At 65.3% G+C, this 15886-nt stretch carries 16 protein-coding genes; 6 read left to right on the forward strand and 10 right to left on the reverse strand.

What is annotated here, in order from left to right; all coding sequences use genetic code 11:
• Positions 1 to 93: 93 nt before the first annotated feature.
• From mltG to ACVWW1_RS12815, 7 genes are all read right to left on the reverse strand, one after another.
• Complete coding sequence (gene mltG / locus ACVWW1_RS12785; protein ID WP_456656011.1) at positions 94 to 1353, reverse strand: endolytic transglycosylase MltG; 1260 nt, start codon at positions 1351 to 1353, stop codon at positions 94 to 96.
• A gap of 127 nt (positions 1354 to 1480) precedes the next feature.
• Positions 1481 to 2746, reverse strand: coding sequence for a beta-ketoacyl-ACP synthase II (gene fabF, locus ACVWW1_RS12790; RefSeq protein ID WP_456656012.1), 1266 nt, complete (start codon positions 2744 to 2746; stop codon positions 1481 to 1483).
• 96 nt (positions 2747 to 2842) lie between these two features.
• Positions 2843 to 3082 (reverse strand): acyl carrier protein, encoded by a 240-nt coding sequence (locus ACVWW1_RS12795; protein ID WP_002716125.1) that lies wholly within the window; start codon positions 3080 to 3082, stop codon positions 2843 to 2845.
• Positions 3083 to 3371: 289 nt separating this feature from the next.
• On the reverse strand, positions 3372 to 4109 hold the full coding sequence (fabG, locus tag ACVWW1_RS12800) for a 3-oxoacyl-[acyl-carrier-protein] reductase (protein ID WP_024581467.1): 738 nt from the start codon (positions 4107 to 4109) through the stop codon (positions 3372 to 3374).
• 22 nt (positions 4110 to 4131) lie between these two features.
• On the reverse strand, positions 4132 to 5085 hold the full coding sequence (gene fabD, locus ACVWW1_RS12805) for an ACP S-malonyltransferase (protein WP_456656013.1): 954 nt from the start codon (positions 5083 to 5085) through the stop codon (positions 4132 to 4134).
• 207 nt (positions 5086 to 5292) lie between these two features.
• Positions 5293 to 6318, reverse strand: coding sequence for a fatty acid desaturase family protein (locus ACVWW1_RS12810; protein WP_456656014.1), 1026 nt, complete (start codon positions 6316 to 6318; stop codon positions 5293 to 5295).
• Complete coding sequence (locus ACVWW1_RS12815; RefSeq protein ID WP_176531773.1) at positions 6315 to 7025, reverse strand: TetR/AcrR family transcriptional regulator C-terminal domain-containing protein; 711 nt, start codon at positions 7023 to 7025, stop codon at positions 6315 to 6317. The genes ACVWW1_RS12810 and ACVWW1_RS12815 overlap by 4 nt, the downstream gene beginning before the upstream one ends.
• A gap of 351 nt (positions 7026 to 7376) precedes the next feature.
• Here ACVWW1_RS12815 and rpsF point away from each other — a divergent pair, with 351 nt between their 5' ends.
• The 4 genes from rpsF (at position 7377) to rplI (ending at position 9840) form a co-directional block, all read left to right on the forward strand.
• Positions 7377 to 7844, forward strand: a complete 468-nt coding sequence (gene rpsF / locus ACVWW1_RS12820) for a 30S ribosomal protein S6 (RefSeq protein WP_176535073.1) — start codon at positions 7377 to 7379, stop codon at positions 7842 to 7844.
• 6 nt (positions 7845 to 7850) lie between these two features.
• Positions 7851 to 8090: a 30S ribosomal protein S18 gene (gene rpsR / locus ACVWW1_RS12825; RefSeq protein ID WP_016844287.1), complete on the forward strand. Its 240-nt coding sequence runs from the start codon at positions 7851 to 7853 to the stop codon at positions 8088 to 8090.
• 126 nt (positions 8091 to 8216) lie between these two features.
• A complete protein-coding gene (locus tag ACVWW1_RS12830; RefSeq protein WP_456656015.1) occupies positions 8217 to 9185 on the forward strand; it encodes a hypothetical protein in 969 nt (322 codons plus the stop codon).
• A gap of 52 nt (positions 9186 to 9237) precedes the next feature.
• The gene (gene rplI, locus ACVWW1_RS12835; RefSeq protein WP_176531775.1) at positions 9238 to 9840 is read left to right on the forward strand and encodes a 50S ribosomal protein L9; all 603 of its coding nucleotides are present in this window, start codon (positions 9238 to 9240) and stop codon (positions 9838 to 9840) included.
• 39 nt (positions 9841 to 9879) lie between these two features.
• Here the strand turns inward: rplI and ACVWW1_RS12840 are convergent, their stop codons facing one another.
• The 3 genes from ACVWW1_RS12840 to ACVWW1_RS12850 all read right to left on the reverse strand — a co-directional run bounded on the left by ACVWW1_RS12840 (position 9880) and on the right by ACVWW1_RS12850 (position 12020).
• Entirely contained in the window at positions 9880 to 10341 is a 462-nt protein-coding gene (locus ACVWW1_RS12840; protein WP_456656016.1) for a PaaI family thioesterase, read from the reverse strand.
• Positions 10338 to 10943 carry a TetR/AcrR family transcriptional regulator gene (locus tag ACVWW1_RS12845; RefSeq protein WP_456656017.1) on the reverse strand — a complete coding sequence of 202 codons (606 nt, stop codon included), beginning with the start codon at positions 10941 to 10943 and terminating at the stop codon, positions 10338 to 10340. Before ACVWW1_RS12845 ends, ACVWW1_RS12840 begins: the two co-directional genes overlap by 4 nt.
• A gap of 75 nt (positions 10944 to 11018) precedes the next feature.
• Positions 11019 to 12020, reverse strand: coding sequence for a hypothetical protein (locus ACVWW1_RS12850; RefSeq protein ID WP_456656018.1), 1002 nt, complete (start codon positions 12018 to 12020; stop codon positions 11019 to 11021).
• A gap of 258 nt (positions 12021 to 12278) precedes the next feature.
• On the opposite strand from ACVWW1_RS12850, the gene ACVWW1_RS12855 reads away from it, so the two are divergent.
• A complete protein-coding gene (locus ACVWW1_RS12855; RefSeq protein ID WP_456656019.1) occupies positions 12279 to 13532 on the forward strand; it encodes a class I SAM-dependent methyltransferase in 1254 nt (417 codons plus the stop codon).
• Between the two features lie 801 nt (positions 13533 to 14333).
• Positions 14334 to 15842: a replicative DNA helicase gene (locus ACVWW1_RS12860; protein WP_456656020.1), complete on the forward strand. Its 1509-nt coding sequence runs from the start codon at positions 14334 to 14336 to the stop codon at positions 15840 to 15842.
• Positions 15843 to 15886 lie beyond the last annotated feature (44 nt).

A 15886-nucleotide genomic window follows, 5' to 3' on the forward strand; every position in this document is an offset into this window, starting at 1 on the left:
GCAGAGCTACGGCATGGTCCGGAAAACTGTGAAGCGGATTTCCGAAAGACTATGCTCGAACAAGAAGCTAAAGCGCGATGATCGCATCGCGCTTTAGCGCTGCACAACAGGCGGCGAACTGGTCTGCTGGGCTGCGCCCTGGCGACCGCTGCGCGGCAGCTTCTTCTGATTGGTGGGCTTCGGCGGCGTGGCCGCCGTGGGATTGGTATCGGCCGCGCCGGGCGCCGCAGCGGCCGGCGCCAGATCATCCGCGGGCTCGACGGTGTCGTTCTGGATCTGCTTTTCCGACGCGCGCAGCTTGGCGACGTTCTTGGCGTGCTGATCGTAAGTTTCGGTAAAGGCGTGGCCGCCGGTTCCGTCAGCAACGAAGAACAGGTCGCGGGTGCGCGCCGGATTGGCGGTCGCCTCCAGCGAGGCGCGGCCGGGATTGGCGATCGGTCCCGGCGGCAGGCCGTCGATCACATAGGTGTTGTAGGGCGACGGCTGCGTGATCTCGCTGCGCTTGATCGGACGCCCCAGCGTTCCCTTGCCGCCCACCAATCCGTAGATGATGGTCGGGTCGGACTGCAGCTTCATCCTCTGCCGCAGGCGATTGACGAACACGGCGGCGACACGGCTGCGCTCGTCGGCGCGGCCGGTTTCCTTCTCGACGATCGAGGCCAGCGTCACCAGCTGGTCCGGCGATTTCAGCGGCGAATCGGTGTTGCGGCGTTCCCAGATCTCGGCGAGCACGCGCTTCTGCGCCTGCTGCAGGCGCTGGATCACCTGGTCGCGCGTGGTGCCGCGCGGGAATTTGTAGGTCTCCGGCAACAGCGTGCCCTCGCGCGGAATCTCGCGCACCGAGCCGGTGAAGATGTCGTTGTCGGTGAGCCGCGTCACGATCTGCTCCGAGGTCAGACCTTCCGGGATGGTGATGGCGTGCTGCACCACCTTGCCGTCGACGATGGTGGCGATGACGTCGCGCAGGCTCGCATTCTTCTGGAACGAATATTCGCCGGGCTTGAGGTCGGAGCTCGCCTTCAGCGCAAACACGCTGCCGATGAAGACCCACGGATTGACGTTGATCACGCCCTCGCGCGACAGCACGTCGGCGATGTCACGCTTGCCGGCGCGCGCGGGGATGTTGACGATCTTGTCTTCCTGCAGCGGCCCCGGCGATTCCAGCGTCTGCTTGCCGTAGTAGTAGGTGGCGCCGGCGCCGATCATCAGGATGATCAGGATGGTGAAGATGGCATTGCCGACGATCACGAAAGGATTGCGGGCACGATCCGAGCGCTTGGGCGGCGGCGGAACCTGTTCGGGCTCCAGCGCGGCACGTGGACTCCTCGGTGAAATGGGCGGCCTCTCACTCATCGATGCAAACCAATATCCTGCCGGTTGAATCGTGGCCGGACAAACCCCTGCCCTGCCAATAGCATACGCCCGCTATTAGGAGTCACCGCGGAATACGGCAAAACGGTGGACTAGTTCTAAAGACCTACTAATTGGTCACGCGCTGCACGATCACGGAGGCGTTTGTGCCACCGAAACCGAAGGAATTGGACAGCGCCACATTCACGTCACGCTTGCGCGACGTATGCGGCACAAGATCGATCGCCGTTTGCACCGACGGATTGTCGAGATTGATGGTCGGCGGCACCACATTATCGCGAATCGCCAGCACCGCGAAGATCGCCTCGATCGCACCGGCGGCGCCGAGCAGATGTCCGGTCGCCGACTTGGTCGACGACATCGAAACCTTCGAAGCCGCATTGCCGAGCAGGCGCTCGACCGCGCCGAGCTCGATCTCGTCGCCGACCTGCGTCGAGGTGCCGTGCGCGTTGATGTAGTCGAGATCGGATGCGACGAGGCCGGCGCGCTTCAGCGCCATGCTCATGCTGCGGAAGCCGCCATTGCCGTCCGGCGGCGGCGAGGTGATGTGGAAGGCATCGCCCGACAGGCCGTAGCCGGTGACCTCGGCATAGATCTTCGCACCACGCTGTTTGGCGTGCTCGTATTCCTCGAGCACGAGGACGCCGGCGCCCTCGCCCATCACGAAGCCGTCGCGGTCCTTGTCGTAGGGCCGCGATGCCTTTTCCGGCGTGTCGTTGAAGCCGGTGGACAGCGCACGCGCCGCGCAGAAGCCTGCGATGCCGATGCGGGAGATCGGCGATTCGGCGCCACCCGCGACCATCACGTCGGCATCGCCGAGCGCGATCAGCCGCGCCGCGTCGCCGACCGCGTGCGCGCCGGTCGAGCAGGCCGTGACGACCGAATGATTGGGGCCCTTCAGGCCGTGCTCGATCGAGACGTAGCCGGACGCCAGATTGATCAGGCGGCCCGGAATGAAGAAGGGAGAGACCCTGCGCGGTCCACGTTCCTTGAGCAGCACCGCGGTCTCGGCAATGCCGGTGAGGCCGCCGATGCCGGAGCCGATCATCGTGCCGGTCGCGAACTGGTCCTCATCGGACTTCGGATGCCAGTTGGCGTCGTCGAGCGCCTGCCTGGCCGCGCACATCGCGTAGAGGATGAAGTCGTCGACCTTGCGCTGGTCCTTCGGCTCCATCCACTGATCGGGATTGAAGGTGCCGTTGGAGCCGTCGCCGCGTGGAATGTAGCAGGCAACCTGGCTCGGCAGGTCGGACACTTCGAAGGTGTCGATCTTCTTGCCGCCGCTCTCTCCGGCGAGGATGCGCGTCCAAGTTGCGTCAACACCGCAGCCGAGCGGTGTAAGCATGCCCAGCCCCGTGACGACAACTCGTCTCATTTCCACGTCTCCGGCCGGCAATGCGCGGCTAATAATAAGAAGCCGGGGGACCGCTCGAACACGGTCCGTCCGGCCCCGTCAACTTCGCGATCGGCGTCAGCTCTTCGCGTTCTTCTCAAGAAACTTGGTCGCGTCGCCCACGGTCAGAATCGTCTCCGCGGCGTCGTCGGGAATCTCGCAACCGAATTCTTCTTCGAAAGCCATCACGAGCTCGACCGTGTCGAGGCTGTCGGCGCCGAGGTCATCGATGAAGCTCGCGCTATCGACCACCTTCTCGGGTTCGACACCAAGGTGCTCGACCACAATCTTCTTAACCCGCTCGCCAATCTCACTCATCGTTCAACCTCGTTGTTCCATTGGACCCGACCCCAAGACGATACGAGCCATCGTGGTCGTCTCGATTACTCAGTCGCGCATAGTCTTGATTCGGCCCGGTCGTAGCCGACTAAAGCCCCGGCGAACGGCAGGCGTCGCCACGCCAATATACAGGGTTTCAAAATCCTGCAATGGCGTTCTTTGCCCATCCATGGGGGGTTCAGCTATCATACTTCCCAAGCCTTGACTACACGCCTGAACCGGCTCCCGAAAACGGCTTTTCGCCGCATTGCGAGAGCCAGCAACCAGCTCAAATCATAGCCATCCCGCCGTTGACGTGAATCGTCTGTCCGGTGACGTAGGCGGCCTCGTTCGAGGCCAGATAGACCGCTGCCGCAGCGATATCCTCGGGCGTTCCGAGCCGCGCCGCAGGAACCTTCGCCAGGATGGTTTCGCGCTGCTTGTCGTTGAGCGCATCCGTCATCGGCGTCTTGATGAAGCCCGGCGCGATGCAGTTCGCGGTCACGCCGCGCTTGGCGTATTCGGCGCCCAGCGTCTTGATCAGGCCGATGATGCCGGCCTTCGACGCGGTGTAGTTGCCCTGCCCCGGATTGCCGGTGACGCCGACGATCGAGGTGATCGCGATGATGCGGCCGAAGCGCTTGCGCATCATCAATTTGGTCGCCGCGCGCGCCAGGCGGAATGTCGCGGTCAGGTTGACCGCAATCACGTCGTCCCAATCCTCATCGCGCAGCTGCACGAACAGGTTGTCGCGGGTGATGCCGGCATTCGCGATCAGGATATCGACCTGCCCCATCGCTGCTTCCGCCGCCGGCACCAGCGCCTCGACGTCATCCTTGCTCGAGAGATTGCACGGCAGCACATGAACGCGCTCGCCGAGCTTGGCCGCGAAGCCGTCCAGCACCTCGCGCCGCGTCCCCGAAATCGCGACCGTCGCGCCCTGCGCATGCAGCGCCTGCGCGATCGCGCCGCCGATGCCGCCGGTTGCGCCCGTCACGAGCGCCGTCTTGCCAGTCAGATCAAACATCGAATTCTCCTTCCCGGCTGCTTTACGCCGATGCTGCCAGCGCGTCCTTGGCTGCAGCAATATCGTTCGGACCGCCGACGGACACGCCGACCGCGCCATCGGCGATGCGCCTGACGAGGCCGCTCAGCACCTTGCCGGCGCCGATCTCGAAGAACCGCGTCACGCCCTGCCCGGCCATATAGGCAACCGACTCGCGCCAGCGAACCGTCCCCGTGACCTGCTCGACCAGGCGCCGCCGGATCTCGTCGGGATCAGTGATCGCCGAAGCCAGCACGTTGGAGACCAGCGGCGCCGCGGGCGCCTTGATGGTGACGCCGGCCAGCGCCTCTGCCATCGCATCGGCCGCCGGCTGCATCAGCTTGCAGTGGAACGGCGCCGACACCGGCAGCAGCATGGCGCGTTTTGCCCCTTTGGTTTTCGCAATCTCCACCGCGCGATCGACGGCTGCCTTGTCGCCGGAGACCACCACCTGGCCGCCGCCATTGTCGTTGGCCGCCTGGCAGACCTGGCCCTGCGCCGCCTCGTTGGCGACCGCGACCGCCGCCTCGTAGTCGAGGCCGAGCAGCGCCGCCATCGCACCGGCGCCGACCGGCACCGCCTTCTGCATCGCGAGCCCGCGGGTCCGCAGCAGCCGTGCGGTGTCGCTGATGGTCAGGCTGCCGGCGGCGGCAAGCGCCGAATACTCTCCGAGCGAGTGCCCGGCAACGAAGGCCGCGTTGCGGCCGACCGAGAAGCCGGCTTCGCTCTCGAGCACGCGCAATGTGGCGATCGAGACCGCCATCAGCGCCGGCTGGGCGTTTTCGGTCAGCTGCAATGTCTCGCCCGGACCATCCCAGATGATCGCGGTCAGCTTCTCACCCAACGCGGAATCGACCTCGTCGAACACGGCCTTCGCGACCGGAAAGGCGTCGGCCAGGGCCTTGCCCATGCCAACCGCCTGCGAACCCTGCCCGGGAAACGTGAATGCTGCCGTCATCGGCGCTCCCTACCTTGTTGAGCGTGATCCCCGCGCCAAGCGCCGCGCCTGCCGCAGGGGAAAACGGTATCCCGTCGCGCGAAACGCGCCACAGCGGGTCCGGACCCTGCCTTGCAACCGGCCTCAGACCGGGCCGTAAGACACTGATGGGGGGCGCGATGTCAAGCCGCGCGCGAGGAACCCTGGGGATGCCGGGGCCGGCTCCGCCTAGAATCCACCGGCATTCTGGTCGGCGTTAACCTCGGCGCCGGCCCGCGCCCGGCGGGCGCTGTTGACCAGTTGGCCCGGGCGGTCTTCCCGATTGGGCTTGGCGGTCGCCAGCCGCAGCACGGCGGCATAGCCCGGCTGGACTTCCATCCGGTCGGCGTAGCGGCTTCCGCTCAGGATGCGGTGGACGCGCGGCAGGTTGTAACAGGGCACGTAGAACAGCAGATGATGCTCGAGGTGATAGTTCACGTAGTACGGCGCGATGAACAGCCGCTCGAGGACATTGGCCCGTGTGGTGCGGGTGTTGCGCAGGGGATCGGCGCTGTCGGGCACGACGGCATGTTCGGCGATGTTGCGGATCCGCGTGATCACCATCATCCAGGTCAGCAGCGGCACCAGCCACAACAGCGGATAGGCCCACCACACGCCCGCGGCGGCGAGCCCTGCGAACAGCACCGCGTTGGTGACGCATTGCGGCCCGAGCTTCTGCCAGAAATTGGTGGCGCGCTGCGATAGCGGCCACTCTTTCGGTCCGATCGCATTGAGCAGTTGCGCCTTGCGCTGCTGGTAGCCGGTCTGCCCGGTGATGTCGCGGAGGAATTTCCGGCGGTAGCTCATCTTGGTGATCGGAAATGGCGCCGACAGCACGAGATCCGGATCATCCTCCTGCTGCGTCCGCGCATGGTGCTGCAGATGATAGCGGCGATAGCCGCGGGTTTCGGCGAAGATCGGGTAGGCGCAGAACCACTGGCTCAGCATCAGATTGGTCTTCTCGTTCGCCGAGAGACAGCCATGCGCACCGTCATGCATCAGGATGGCGAGCCCGAGCTGGCGCGAGCCGATGATCGCAACCGCCAGCAGATAGGTCAGCGGATTCGGCCACCACGCGACCAGCGCGATCGCGCCCAGGATCAGGGCCCAGGCATGCACGATCAGCGCTGCGCCCTTCCACGTCGTGCGTTGCCGGACCGTGACCAGTTCATCCTCGGTGAGGAAATCGCGGGCACGCATGCGTAGCGCAGTCATGAGCTGGTCTCCCCGTCCGTTGAGGGTGAATGATCGCGATCGCCGACCAGGCGCAGCCGCGATCCATCATTCGTCGACGTCGATGTCGCCTGCTCGCCGAGCGCGCGCAGCAATTCGCGGCACATCTCCTCGGCTGCGCGACCCATCGCAAAACCCTCGACGATCACGCCGATCGCAATCGCCCAGAACCGTCGCGAACTCTCTTCGGGCGCGCGCAGCGAGCGCCAGCCGTGTCGCTCGACCTGATCCGCATAGGCGCGCGCGCCTTCGCTGTGCAGACGCTCGATGGTGCGCTCGACCAAAGGTGCGAGATCCTGCCGGCGCCGTGTCAGGGTCAGGGCCTCGGCGAAGAAGGCGACCGTATCGGTCGCGGTCACGGTCTCGGCCAAAGCGTGGGTGTAATCCCGCGGCGTGTGGGCCTTCAGGGCGGCCTGCTCGGTCGCGCGCGCGAGGTAAAGCATGTCGCGGCTGGCGGCTTCGACGAACAGCGCCTCCTTGGTGCGGAAGTAATAGGTGATCTGGCTCGGAAAGGCGTCCGCGGCTGCGGCGATGTCGGAGATCGACGTGCCCGAGAGCCCGCGCTCCTTGAACAGGCGGCTGGCGGCATCGAGCAGCAGCGAGCGCATCTTGCGCCCCGCCGACCGCGTCGCGCGGACCGCGTGCTTTGGATCAGGCGCAGACACGCCGCTGGCGGTCTCCGAACCCATTGATCATCCTCCCTAGCATATTTGTATGACATACAAACAAAGAAATCAACACGGAACTGCGCGAAGTTGCGCCGAACGGCCCGGAAGGCTGCGACCCGTGGCAAATCCGAAAGGCCGAGAACCCTCCGCGGACCCTTGCCTTCGCGACCAAAATCCGTATAAAGCGCCCCATTCGTGGGCTCCGGCCGGGAGCTGAACGGACGGTCTCAGCAAATTCACCAGTTGATTTTGATGTGGCAGGGCCAGTCGGCCCGTCGTCCCGTGCTCCCGCCTTCTGAGCAGCTCGAGTCCTTTCCGAAGGTCTCGAAGGGCTTGTCGCCGGAAACCACGCCAACACAGGAAAGGACAACCATGCCTCTTTATGAGCATGTTTTTCTCGCGCGTCAGGATGCGAGCACCCAGCAGGTGGATGAACTGACGGCCCAGATGACGGGTATCGTCGAACAGGGCGGCGGCAAGGTCACCAAGACCGAGAGCTGGGGCGTGCGCTCCCTCACCTACCGCATGAACAAGAATCGCAAGGCGCATTTCGTGCTGATGAACATCGACGCACCGTCGTCTGTCGTCACCGAGATCGAGCGCCAGGAGCGGATCAGCGAAGACGTCATCCGCTATCTCACCGTGCGCGTCGAAGAGCACGAGGAAGGCCCGTCCGCGATGATGCGCAAGGCCGACCGTGACCGCGAGCGCGATGATCGTGGCGGTGGCTTCCGCGGCGACCGCGAAGGCGGCTTCCGTGGTGATCGCGATGGCGGCGGCTTCCGCGGCGATCGTGGCCCGCGCCGTCCGCGCGAAGAAGAAGCTGCGACCGAGGAGTAATGAATCATGGCTGATGCTGGTGCCCGCCGTCCGTTTTTCCGTCGTCGCAAGTCTTGCCCGTTCACGGGCGCGAATGCGCCGAAGATCGACTACAAGGATTCCAAGCTGCTGATGCGTTATGTCTCCGAGCGCGGCAAGATTGTGCCGAGCCGCATCACGGCCGTGTCCGCCAAGAAGCAGCGTGAGCTCGCCCGCGCCATCAAGCGCGCGCGCTTCCTCGGCTTGCTGCCCTACGTGATCAGGTAATCGTTTCCGGCCGGCGGCTCGTGCCGCCGGCCGCTTGTTCTCATAAGGCTTCCGGGTCGTCCGGTCGCTGATGGTTGGGGTTCTCGACAGGGAACCTCTAACCGCTCGAAAGGAGCGGGACAGCTGATGATCGCAATACTCATAGTCGCACTTGCAGCCGGCGCCGCGTCGGCGCTGATGTTCGCCTCGATCAGTTCGGGCGCGCTGATCTCGTTGCTGCTGTACTTTCTGGCGCCGCTGCCGCTGATGGTGTCGGCACTCGCGTGGGGACCGTTTACCGCCGCCATCGGCGGCGTCGCTGCCGCCTCCGTCCTCGGAGTGATCTTCGGACTTCCCTATTGCATCGCGTTTGCGATGATGGTCGCCCTGCCCGGCTGGTGGCTCGGCCACCTCGCGCTGCTCGGACGACCGATCGCGGGCGCAGCCGGCGACGGCACCACCCCGCAACCGCCTGTGCTCGAATGGTATCCCGTCGGCCGTATCCTGCTCTGGGTTGCGGCCTTCGCCGTCATCACCACGGCCGCCGCGCTGCTGACGCTCGGGTCGGATGCCGACACAGTCACCGGCACCTTGCGGCGCGGCCTGCTGAAGGTGCTGACCACTGGCGAAGGGCTGCCCAGCGGTGATATCGAACGATTGGTCGACATGCTGGTGATCCTCGCGCCGCTCGCCGCAACGATCCTCGCGATGGTCACGCTGACGCTGAGCCTGTGGCTCGCCGGCAAGATCGCACAAACCTCCGGGCGGCTGAATCGGCCGTGGCCGGATTTCCGCACCACCGCGCTCCCCGCCATGACGCTGGTCGCGCTGTCGGTGGCGGTAGCCATCTGCTTCGTCGGCGGGATGCCTGCGCTGCTGGCGCAGATCGTCACCGCGGCGCTCGTCATCGCCTATGCGTTCGTCGGCTTCGCCGTTCTGCATACGCTGACGCTGTCGCTCGCCAATCGCGGCTTCTGGCTCAGCGGCGTCTATGCGGTCGTCGTCATGTTCGGCTGGCCGATCGTCGCGATGTTCGCGCTCGGCATTGCCGATGCCGTGTTCGGACTGCGCCAGCGCTATCTCCAAACCAGACCGCCGCCTTTGCCGGCGGAGTGAGATTCGATCCAACCACTTAACCCCGATACTTAGCCTCTAAAGGAGAACGAAAATGGAAGTCATTCTGCTGGAACGCGTTGCCAAGCTTGGCCAGATGGGCGAAGTCGTGCGCGTCAAGGACGGGTTCGCCCGCAACTTCTTGCTGAAGCGCGGCAAGGCGCTGCGCGCCACCGAGGCGAACCGCGCCAAGTATGACGGCATGAAGGCCGAGCTCGAGGCCAACAACATCAAGGCCAAGGGTGAAGCCGCCGTGGTCGCCGAGAAGATCGACGGCCGCGACATCATCATCATCCGCCAGGCCTCCGAGTCCGGCCAGCTGTTCGGCTCGGTCACGGTGCGCGACATCGTCACCGCACTCGCCGCCGACGGCGTGACGGTTGCCCGTCCGCAGGTCTGGCTCGACTCGCCGATCAAGGTGATCGGCGCGCAGAAGGTGACCATCGCCGTCCACCCCGAGGTCGAGACCAGCGTCACCGTGACGGTCGCCCGCTCCGCCGAAGAGGCCGAACGGATCAAGCGCGGCGAGGACATCTCGACCCGTCAGGAAGACCAGGACGCTGCCGCCGAAGCGCTCGCCGCCGCCGGCGAATTCTTCGATCCGGAAGCCCAGCACGACGACGAAGCCGCGCCGGCTCCGGCTGCCGAAGAGAAGTAAGCGTCTCTGCATCCCTCCACCGACTGAAGCCCGGCCCCATCAGGCCGGGCTTTGGATTCGTGCCGCCGCCTGATCGTCGAGCATCGCGATCGACGCGAGCGCCGTCGCGGTGTGCTTCTCCTTGCCGTCGATGATGCAGAACACGTCGGCTGCAACGACGGCGACCTGACGTCCGGGCTTGATCACGCGCGCGCGGCAGATCAGGCGATCGCCCGATGCCGGCGACAGCAGGTTCAGCTTGTACTCGGCCGTCAGCGCCGGCTGGCCACGCGACGTCGCCGCCGCAATCGTGGCGGCGTTGTCGACCAGGAACGCCGTCACCCCGCCGTGAAACAGGCCGTGCTGCTGCAACAGCTCCGGCCGGCGGTCGACCGCGAGCGTGCACGCGCCGCGCGACAGCTCGGCCACCTCAGCACCGACAAGACCCATGAAGCCCTGACGGCCGACATTGTCGCGAATTCGCGTCGCAATCGGCGCAAAGTCCGGATCGATCTCGCTCATGACGTCCCTCCTGCTCGCTCCTGCGCACCTGGTGCAACCACCGCGCGGATCGCGCAGGCGATCAGCGTCTCGACCTGTTCGCGCGGATCACCCGGATGGCGGCCCGACAGATAGGCGCGGCAAAAGATCTGCGCCGGCCCGATGATCTGGCTGAAGAACAGTGTCGCGCTCATCGGCAGCAACTCGCCGCGCGCGAGCAGCGGCGCGCGCCAGCGCTCGATGCCATCAGTGAGCCGCGAGTTCTCGGTGCGCTGCGCGCCGCGCACCTCCTCGCTCCACTCGCTGCGCGAAATCTCGAACAGGAAGCGCGCCTCGCGCCTGAAGGTCACGACCCAATCGAGGTGGGCACGGATCAGCCGCGCGACGCCTTCGGCAGCGCCGTGCGTGTCGTTGACCGCGGTGATGATCGCGGCGTGATAGGCCTGCAGGATCTCCAGGAACAGGGTTCCGGCGAGCTGCTTCTTCGAGGTGAAGAAGTGGAAGAAGCTGCCGTTGGACGCGCGGGCACGGGAGCGGATCTCGGCCACCGTCGCGCCCTCGAACCCGTCGCGGTCGAACACCGCCAGTCCCGCCGCCAAGAGATCGTCGCGTGCCGTACTCACCCCCGGCTCTCCCTTCCTATTAGATCAATACTCTAGAGTTTTACTCTAGTGGCAGTCAAATGATAACGCCGGACCTCACGGCCCGGCGCTGGCGATTACTTCGAGGTCGGCGCTTCCGGCGGACCGGAGCCTGGCGTCGTCGGGGGCGGCGGCGGCGGCGCGGCCGCGGTTACTGGCGGGCGCGGCGGGCGCGGGCGATGCGGCAGCGGCAGGCTCGGGCGCAGGGGAAGCGGCGGGAGCCGCGGGCGTGACCTGCGGAACCGGGTCGGATCGCATGGCAGCCGGCTCGCCGCCCGCATTGCTCTTGGGCGCATCGACCTTGGGCACATCGACCTTGGCCGTATCGGGCTGGCTGGCTGGCTTCGCCGGCTTCTCGGCCTCACCCTTGTCTTCGCGCTTGACGGCGGTCTGGGATTTGGGCTCGTCGCCCGCCGCCTCGCCCTTGGGCGCCTCGTCCGACTTCGGCTCCTCGACCGGCTTGCCGCGACGGCCGTGTTTCTGGCGCGACGGTTTGCCCTCGCCCGCGGCTTGCGGGGTCTGGCCGTCGTCCGGCTTGGCACCATCAGGCGTCTCGCTCGGACGCGCCATGCGCCGGCCGCGGTGGGCGGGACGTGCTTCGGAATTCAAACCGTCGGCGTCGGGCTTCGCGGCTTCCCTCGCACCTTCCTTGGCCCCTTCCTGCGGCGCCGCCCCCTGATGCTGCCGGCGCGACGGGCGCTCGGCCGGCTGCTCCGGAGACTGGTTTGCCTCCTGGCGGCCGTCCCGGCCCTTGGCCCCCTTGGGCTGATCCTTGGCCTGGTAGCGCGGATCGTTGGCGCCGTTCGAGATCAGATAGGACGCCAGCACGCCGGCCATGTCGCTCGACGTCGTGTAGTGCTGGCGCAGGAAGCCCGGCAGCGAGCCGGCCGGCACGGTCTTCAAGAGACCGCGCGGGCTCTTGTGGCAGGCCGTGCAGGTGTTGGCGAAGATCTGGGAGGGGCTTTTGCCGGCCTCGAGGTTTTGCGCTTGCGCTGAGACGGCCGACAGGCAGCCAATCAGAAGCGTCACCGTCGCCAGACTGAGGGCTCGGCTCACCATTCCTTAAGTCTCCAGATTCCGGAAAAATCGCCGCCTGCGCCTCATGGATCGGCCGCGGCGGTCACCTTTTAGCCGATTATCCCGCGAATGGAAGCGCGCGCGTGACGCATCCACGCAATTGTCACATTTTGGAATATCGGCTTTGAGCACAACGCAATAGCGCGATCCAATTCCCTGCCTATGTTTAGCTCGGGGACACATTGGAGTGATCAGCTCCAGTGGTGTCAGTGTGCAGCTTGCCGTTCCGTTGGTGCTTCGATGGACCGATTGTTGCGATTTTTCTTGGGGCGCTTCATCCGCCGCGGTTCGATCATGTTCACGACCGCGAGCGGCGCCAAATTCACCTGTGGTGACGGCACGGGCATTCCCGTCGCCGCACGGTTCATGACCAGGGCCGCCGAACTGCGCATTCTGGTCGATCCCGAGCTTTACCTCGGCGAAGCCTTCATGGACGGCACCTTCGTGGTGGAGCAAGGCACCATCGCCGACGTGCTGGCTGTCCTGATGGGCCAGGCGGCCATGTTGCCGAACTTTGCCAGGATGCAGGCCTGGGTTCGTTTCCTCGGGCGGCGCGCCCAGCAGCTCAATGTGCGCGGCCGGTCCCGGAGCAATGTCGCCCGCCATTACGACCTCGACGGCCGCCTCTATTCCCTCTTCCTCGATGCTGACAAGCAATACAGCTGCGCCTATTTCGAGACGCCGGACGCGACGCTGGACGACGCCCAGCTCGCCAAGAAGCGCCACCTCGCCGCAAAACTCCTGATCAAGCCCGGCGACCGCGTCCTCGACATCGGTTCCGGCTGGGGCGGACTGGGGCTCTATCTCGCCGAGATGAGCGGCGCCGACGTCACCGGCGTCACGCTGTCGACCGAACAGCTGCAGATCGCTAACGCCCGGGCGGCGGAGAAGAACCTGGCGCATTCGGCGCGTTTCCTGCTGCAGGACTACCGCGACATCCCCGGCCCGTTCGACCGCATCGTGTCGGTCGGCATGTTCGAGCATGTCGGGGTCGCCTTTTACGAAACCTTCTTCAAGCGCTGCGCCGAGTTGCTGAGCGATGACGGCGTCATGCTGCTGCACTCGATCGGCCGCTCGACCGGTCCCGATGTCACCAGCCCCTGGATCCGGAAATACATCTTCCCCGGCGGCTATATTCCGGCGCTCTCCGAGGTCATGCCGGCGATCGAGAAGGCCGGACTGCTGATCTGCGACATGGAGATCCTGCGCCTGCACTATGCGGAGACCCTGAAGGCGTGGCGCGACCGCTTCATGGCGCGGCGCGAGGAAGCCGTGCGGCTCTACGACGAGACCTTTGCCCGGATGTGGGAATTCTATCTGGCCGCCTCGGAGATGTCGTTCCGGGTGCAGAACATGATGAATTTCCAGCTGCAGCTGACCAAGCGTCAGGGCATCGTGCCGATGACCCGCGACTATATCGGGCGCGAGGAAGGCCGCCTCCGGCTCAAGGAAGCCGGCGCTGCAAAACCCCGGCTGCAACTCGCCGGCGAATAGGCCTGAAAGAACGGGTACCGTTAGTTGCGCAGGCTGTAGGCCGAGCCGCAATGGGCGAAGGTCGGCGCCGGGCGCGCCAGGTGAGCCCGCCGCGGCCGAAATCAGGCTGACGTCGCAAGGAACGTTCCGGACCTCCGGTCGCGCCGCCTGCTCCATGGCTTCGACAAGCGACGCCAGCCAGCGGCGGTCCACGCCGCCTGCCCGGGCAAGCCCAAGGCCAAGTCCAAGTCGCACTGTCTGAAACTCTCGAGCCATCGTCGCCGTATCTTCCCTGAGCGAAGACAACCCGGAATCCGCCGGGTCGTTCCCGCGAAGCCGCCGCAAAGAAAAAAGCGGCAGATGTGATCTGCTTCACAGAGGTCTGTTCCGGGCTGTCGTAGTGGTCCCGAATGACCCGAGAACCGCACCAGACGATGTTGGACCCGCAGCGCGACCTCGTAACCGACTACGCCTTGATCGCAACTGGCGTCGCGGCCGCCTTGATCGCGCTGGCTTTCCTCATCCTGGTCTGAGGAACCGAGACCAGCACCAACCTCGCCGTCAGTTGGGCGCGGCAGCCCGGTAAAAGGTTCAGGCCGCCCCGAATTTTTGCCGACCACATCTTAGATCGGTCGCGCTCCCCTCCTTTCGACCGAATCCCCGTCAAGCGGAATGCATCCGGCCCTCCCGGATTCACACATTGCGTTGTGTGAATCGTGCATAAGAAACATCCGTCCTTTCGCTTCGTGCCGGGCTGGCGCTTGATCGCGGCCCACAGCCGAAAATCTCAGTAACGACGAAATCAGAAGAATAAGCTCGTCCATGGCCTTGATTGATTCGAACGTCCACAAGCTCGCGCCCGACGCCGCGTCCCCGACCTATCGGAGTGCGCCGCACAACATCGAAGCGGAACAGGGGCTGCTCGGCGCGATACTGGTCAACAACGACGCCTTCTACCGGGTCTCCGATTTTCTGGAGGCGAAGCACTTCTTCGAAGCCATCCACCAGCAGATCTATGAAACGGCCGGCAGTCTGATCCGGATGGGCAAGGTCGCAAATCCCGTAACCTTGAAAACGTTCCTGCCTGCCGAGCTGGACCTCGGCGGCATGACGGTCAACCAATACCTCGCCCGACTCGCTGCCGAAGCGACCACCATCATCAACGCACAGGACTACGGGCGTACCGTCTATGATCTCAGCCTGCGCCGCAACCTGATCCAGATCGGCGAGGAGATCGTCAACGTCGCCTACGACGCACCCGTCGATTTTGCCCCGCGCGCGCAGATCGAAGACGCCGAACGACAGCTCTACAGCCTCGCCGAGACCGGCCGCTACGATGGCGGCTTCCAGCGCTTTGCGGATGCGCTCACGGTCGCCGTCGACATGGCGGCCAAGGCGTTCCAGCGCGACGGCAAACTGTCCGGCATTTCGACGGGGCTGCGCGACCTCGACACCAAGATGGGTGGATTGCAGCCGAGCGACCTGATCGTGCTCGCCGGCCGTCCCGGCATGGGCAAGACCTCGCTCGCCACCAACATCGCCTACAACATCGCCAAGGCTTATGTCCCCGAGGTGCAGGCCGACGGCACCACCAAGGCGGTGAACGGCGGCGCGGTCGGCTTCTTCTCCTGCGAAATGAGCGGCGAACAGCTCGCTACCCGTATTCTCGCCGAACGCACCGGCATTCCCTCCAGCCATATCCGGCGCGGCGGTATCTCCGAGCTCGATTTCGAGAAGATCCGCGACTGCTCGATCGAGTTGCAGTCGCTGCCGTTCTACGTCGACGAAACCGGCGGTCTCTCGATCTCGCAGCTCACCGCGCGCGCCCGCCGCCTCAAGCGGCAGAAGGGTCTCGACCTGATCGTGATCGACTACATCCAGCTGTTGCAGGGCTCGGGCAAGCGCGGCAACGACAACCGCGTGCAGGAAATCACCGAGATCACCACCAATTTGAAGGCACTGGCGAAGGAGCTCAACGTCCCCGTGATCGCGCTGTCGCAGCTCTCGCGCCAGGTCGAAAACCGCGACGACAAGCGGCCCCAGCTTTCGGACCTGCGCGAATCCGGCTCGATCGAGCAGGACGCCGACGTCGTGATGTTCGTGTACCGCGAAGAATACTATCTCGCGAACAAGGAACCGCGGCCCGGCACCCCGGAGCACGCCACCTGGCAAGCCGAAATGGAGCGCGCGCTCGGCAAGGCCGAAGTCATCATCGGCAAGCAGCGCCACGGTCCGACCGGCACCGTCGAGCTGCACTTCGAAGCCAGTGTCACCCGGTTCGGCGATCTCGCATCGGACGGACTGGTCCCGGACCGCCCCCCCTCCTACTAACGGTGGGGCACAGTTGAAGGCCGCTGGTCCCGCTTGTACAACTG

The organism is Bradyrhizobium sp. JR3.5, from assembly GCF_054057015.1.

What these genes read in the sequence shown, in the direction of transcription:
- mltG (WP_456656011.1), bottom strand. Translation starts at nt 1,353, where the DNA reads ATGAGTGAGAGGCCGCCCATTTCACCGAGGAGTCCACGTGCCGCGCTG.
- fabF (WP_456656012.1), bottom strand. Translation starts at nt 2,746, where the DNA reads ATGAGACGAGTTGTCGTCACGGGGCTGGGCATGCTTACACCGCTCGGC.
- ACVWW1_RS12795 (WP_002716125.1), bottom strand. Translation starts at nt 3,082, where the DNA reads ATGAGTGAGATTGGCGAGCGGGTTAAGAAGATTGTGGTCGAGCACCTT.
- fabG (WP_024581467.1), bottom strand. Translation starts at nt 4,109, where the DNA reads ATGTTTGATCTGACTGGCAAGACGGCGCTCGTGACGGGCGCAACCGGC.
- fabD (WP_456656013.1), bottom strand. Translation starts at nt 5,085, where the DNA reads ATGACGGCAGCATTCACGTTTCCCGGGCAGGGTTCGCAGGCGGTTGGC.
- ACVWW1_RS12810 (WP_456656014.1), bottom strand. Translation starts at nt 6,318, where the DNA reads ATGACTGCGCTACGCATGCGTGCCCGCGATTTCCTCACCGAGGATGAA.
- ACVWW1_RS12815 (WP_176531773.1), bottom strand. Translation starts at nt 7,025, where the DNA reads ATGGGTTCGGAGACCGCCAGCGGCGTGTCTGCGCCTGATCCAAAGCAC.
- rpsF (WP_176535073.1), top strand. Translation starts at nt 7,377, where the DNA reads ATGCCTCTTTATGAGCATGTTTTTCTCGCGCGTCAGGATGCGAGCACC.
- rpsR (WP_016844287.1), top strand. Translation starts at nt 7,851, where the DNA reads ATGGCTGATGCTGGTGCCCGCCGTCCGTTTTTCCGTCGTCGCAAGTCT.
- ACVWW1_RS12830 (WP_456656015.1), top strand. Translation starts at nt 8,217, where the DNA reads ATGATCGCAATACTCATAGTCGCACTTGCAGCCGGCGCCGCGTCGGCG.
- rplI (WP_176531775.1), top strand. Translation starts at nt 9,238, where the DNA reads ATGGAAGTCATTCTGCTGGAACGCGTTGCCAAGCTTGGCCAGATGGGC.
- ACVWW1_RS12840 (WP_456656016.1), bottom strand. Translation starts at nt 10,341, where the DNA reads ATGAGCGAGATCGATCCGGACTTTGCGCCGATTGCGACGCGAATTCGC.
- ACVWW1_RS12850 (WP_456656018.1), bottom strand. Translation starts at nt 12,020, where the DNA reads ATGGTGAGCCGAGCCCTCAGTCTGGCGACGGTGACGCTTCTGATTGGC.
- ACVWW1_RS12855 (WP_456656019.1), top strand. Translation starts at nt 12,279, where the DNA reads ATGGACCGATTGTTGCGATTTTTCTTGGGGCGCTTCATCCGCCGCGGT.
- ACVWW1_RS12860 (WP_456656020.1), top strand. Translation starts at nt 14,334, where the DNA reads ATGGCCTTGATTGATTCGAACGTCCACAAGCTCGCGCCCGACGCCGCG.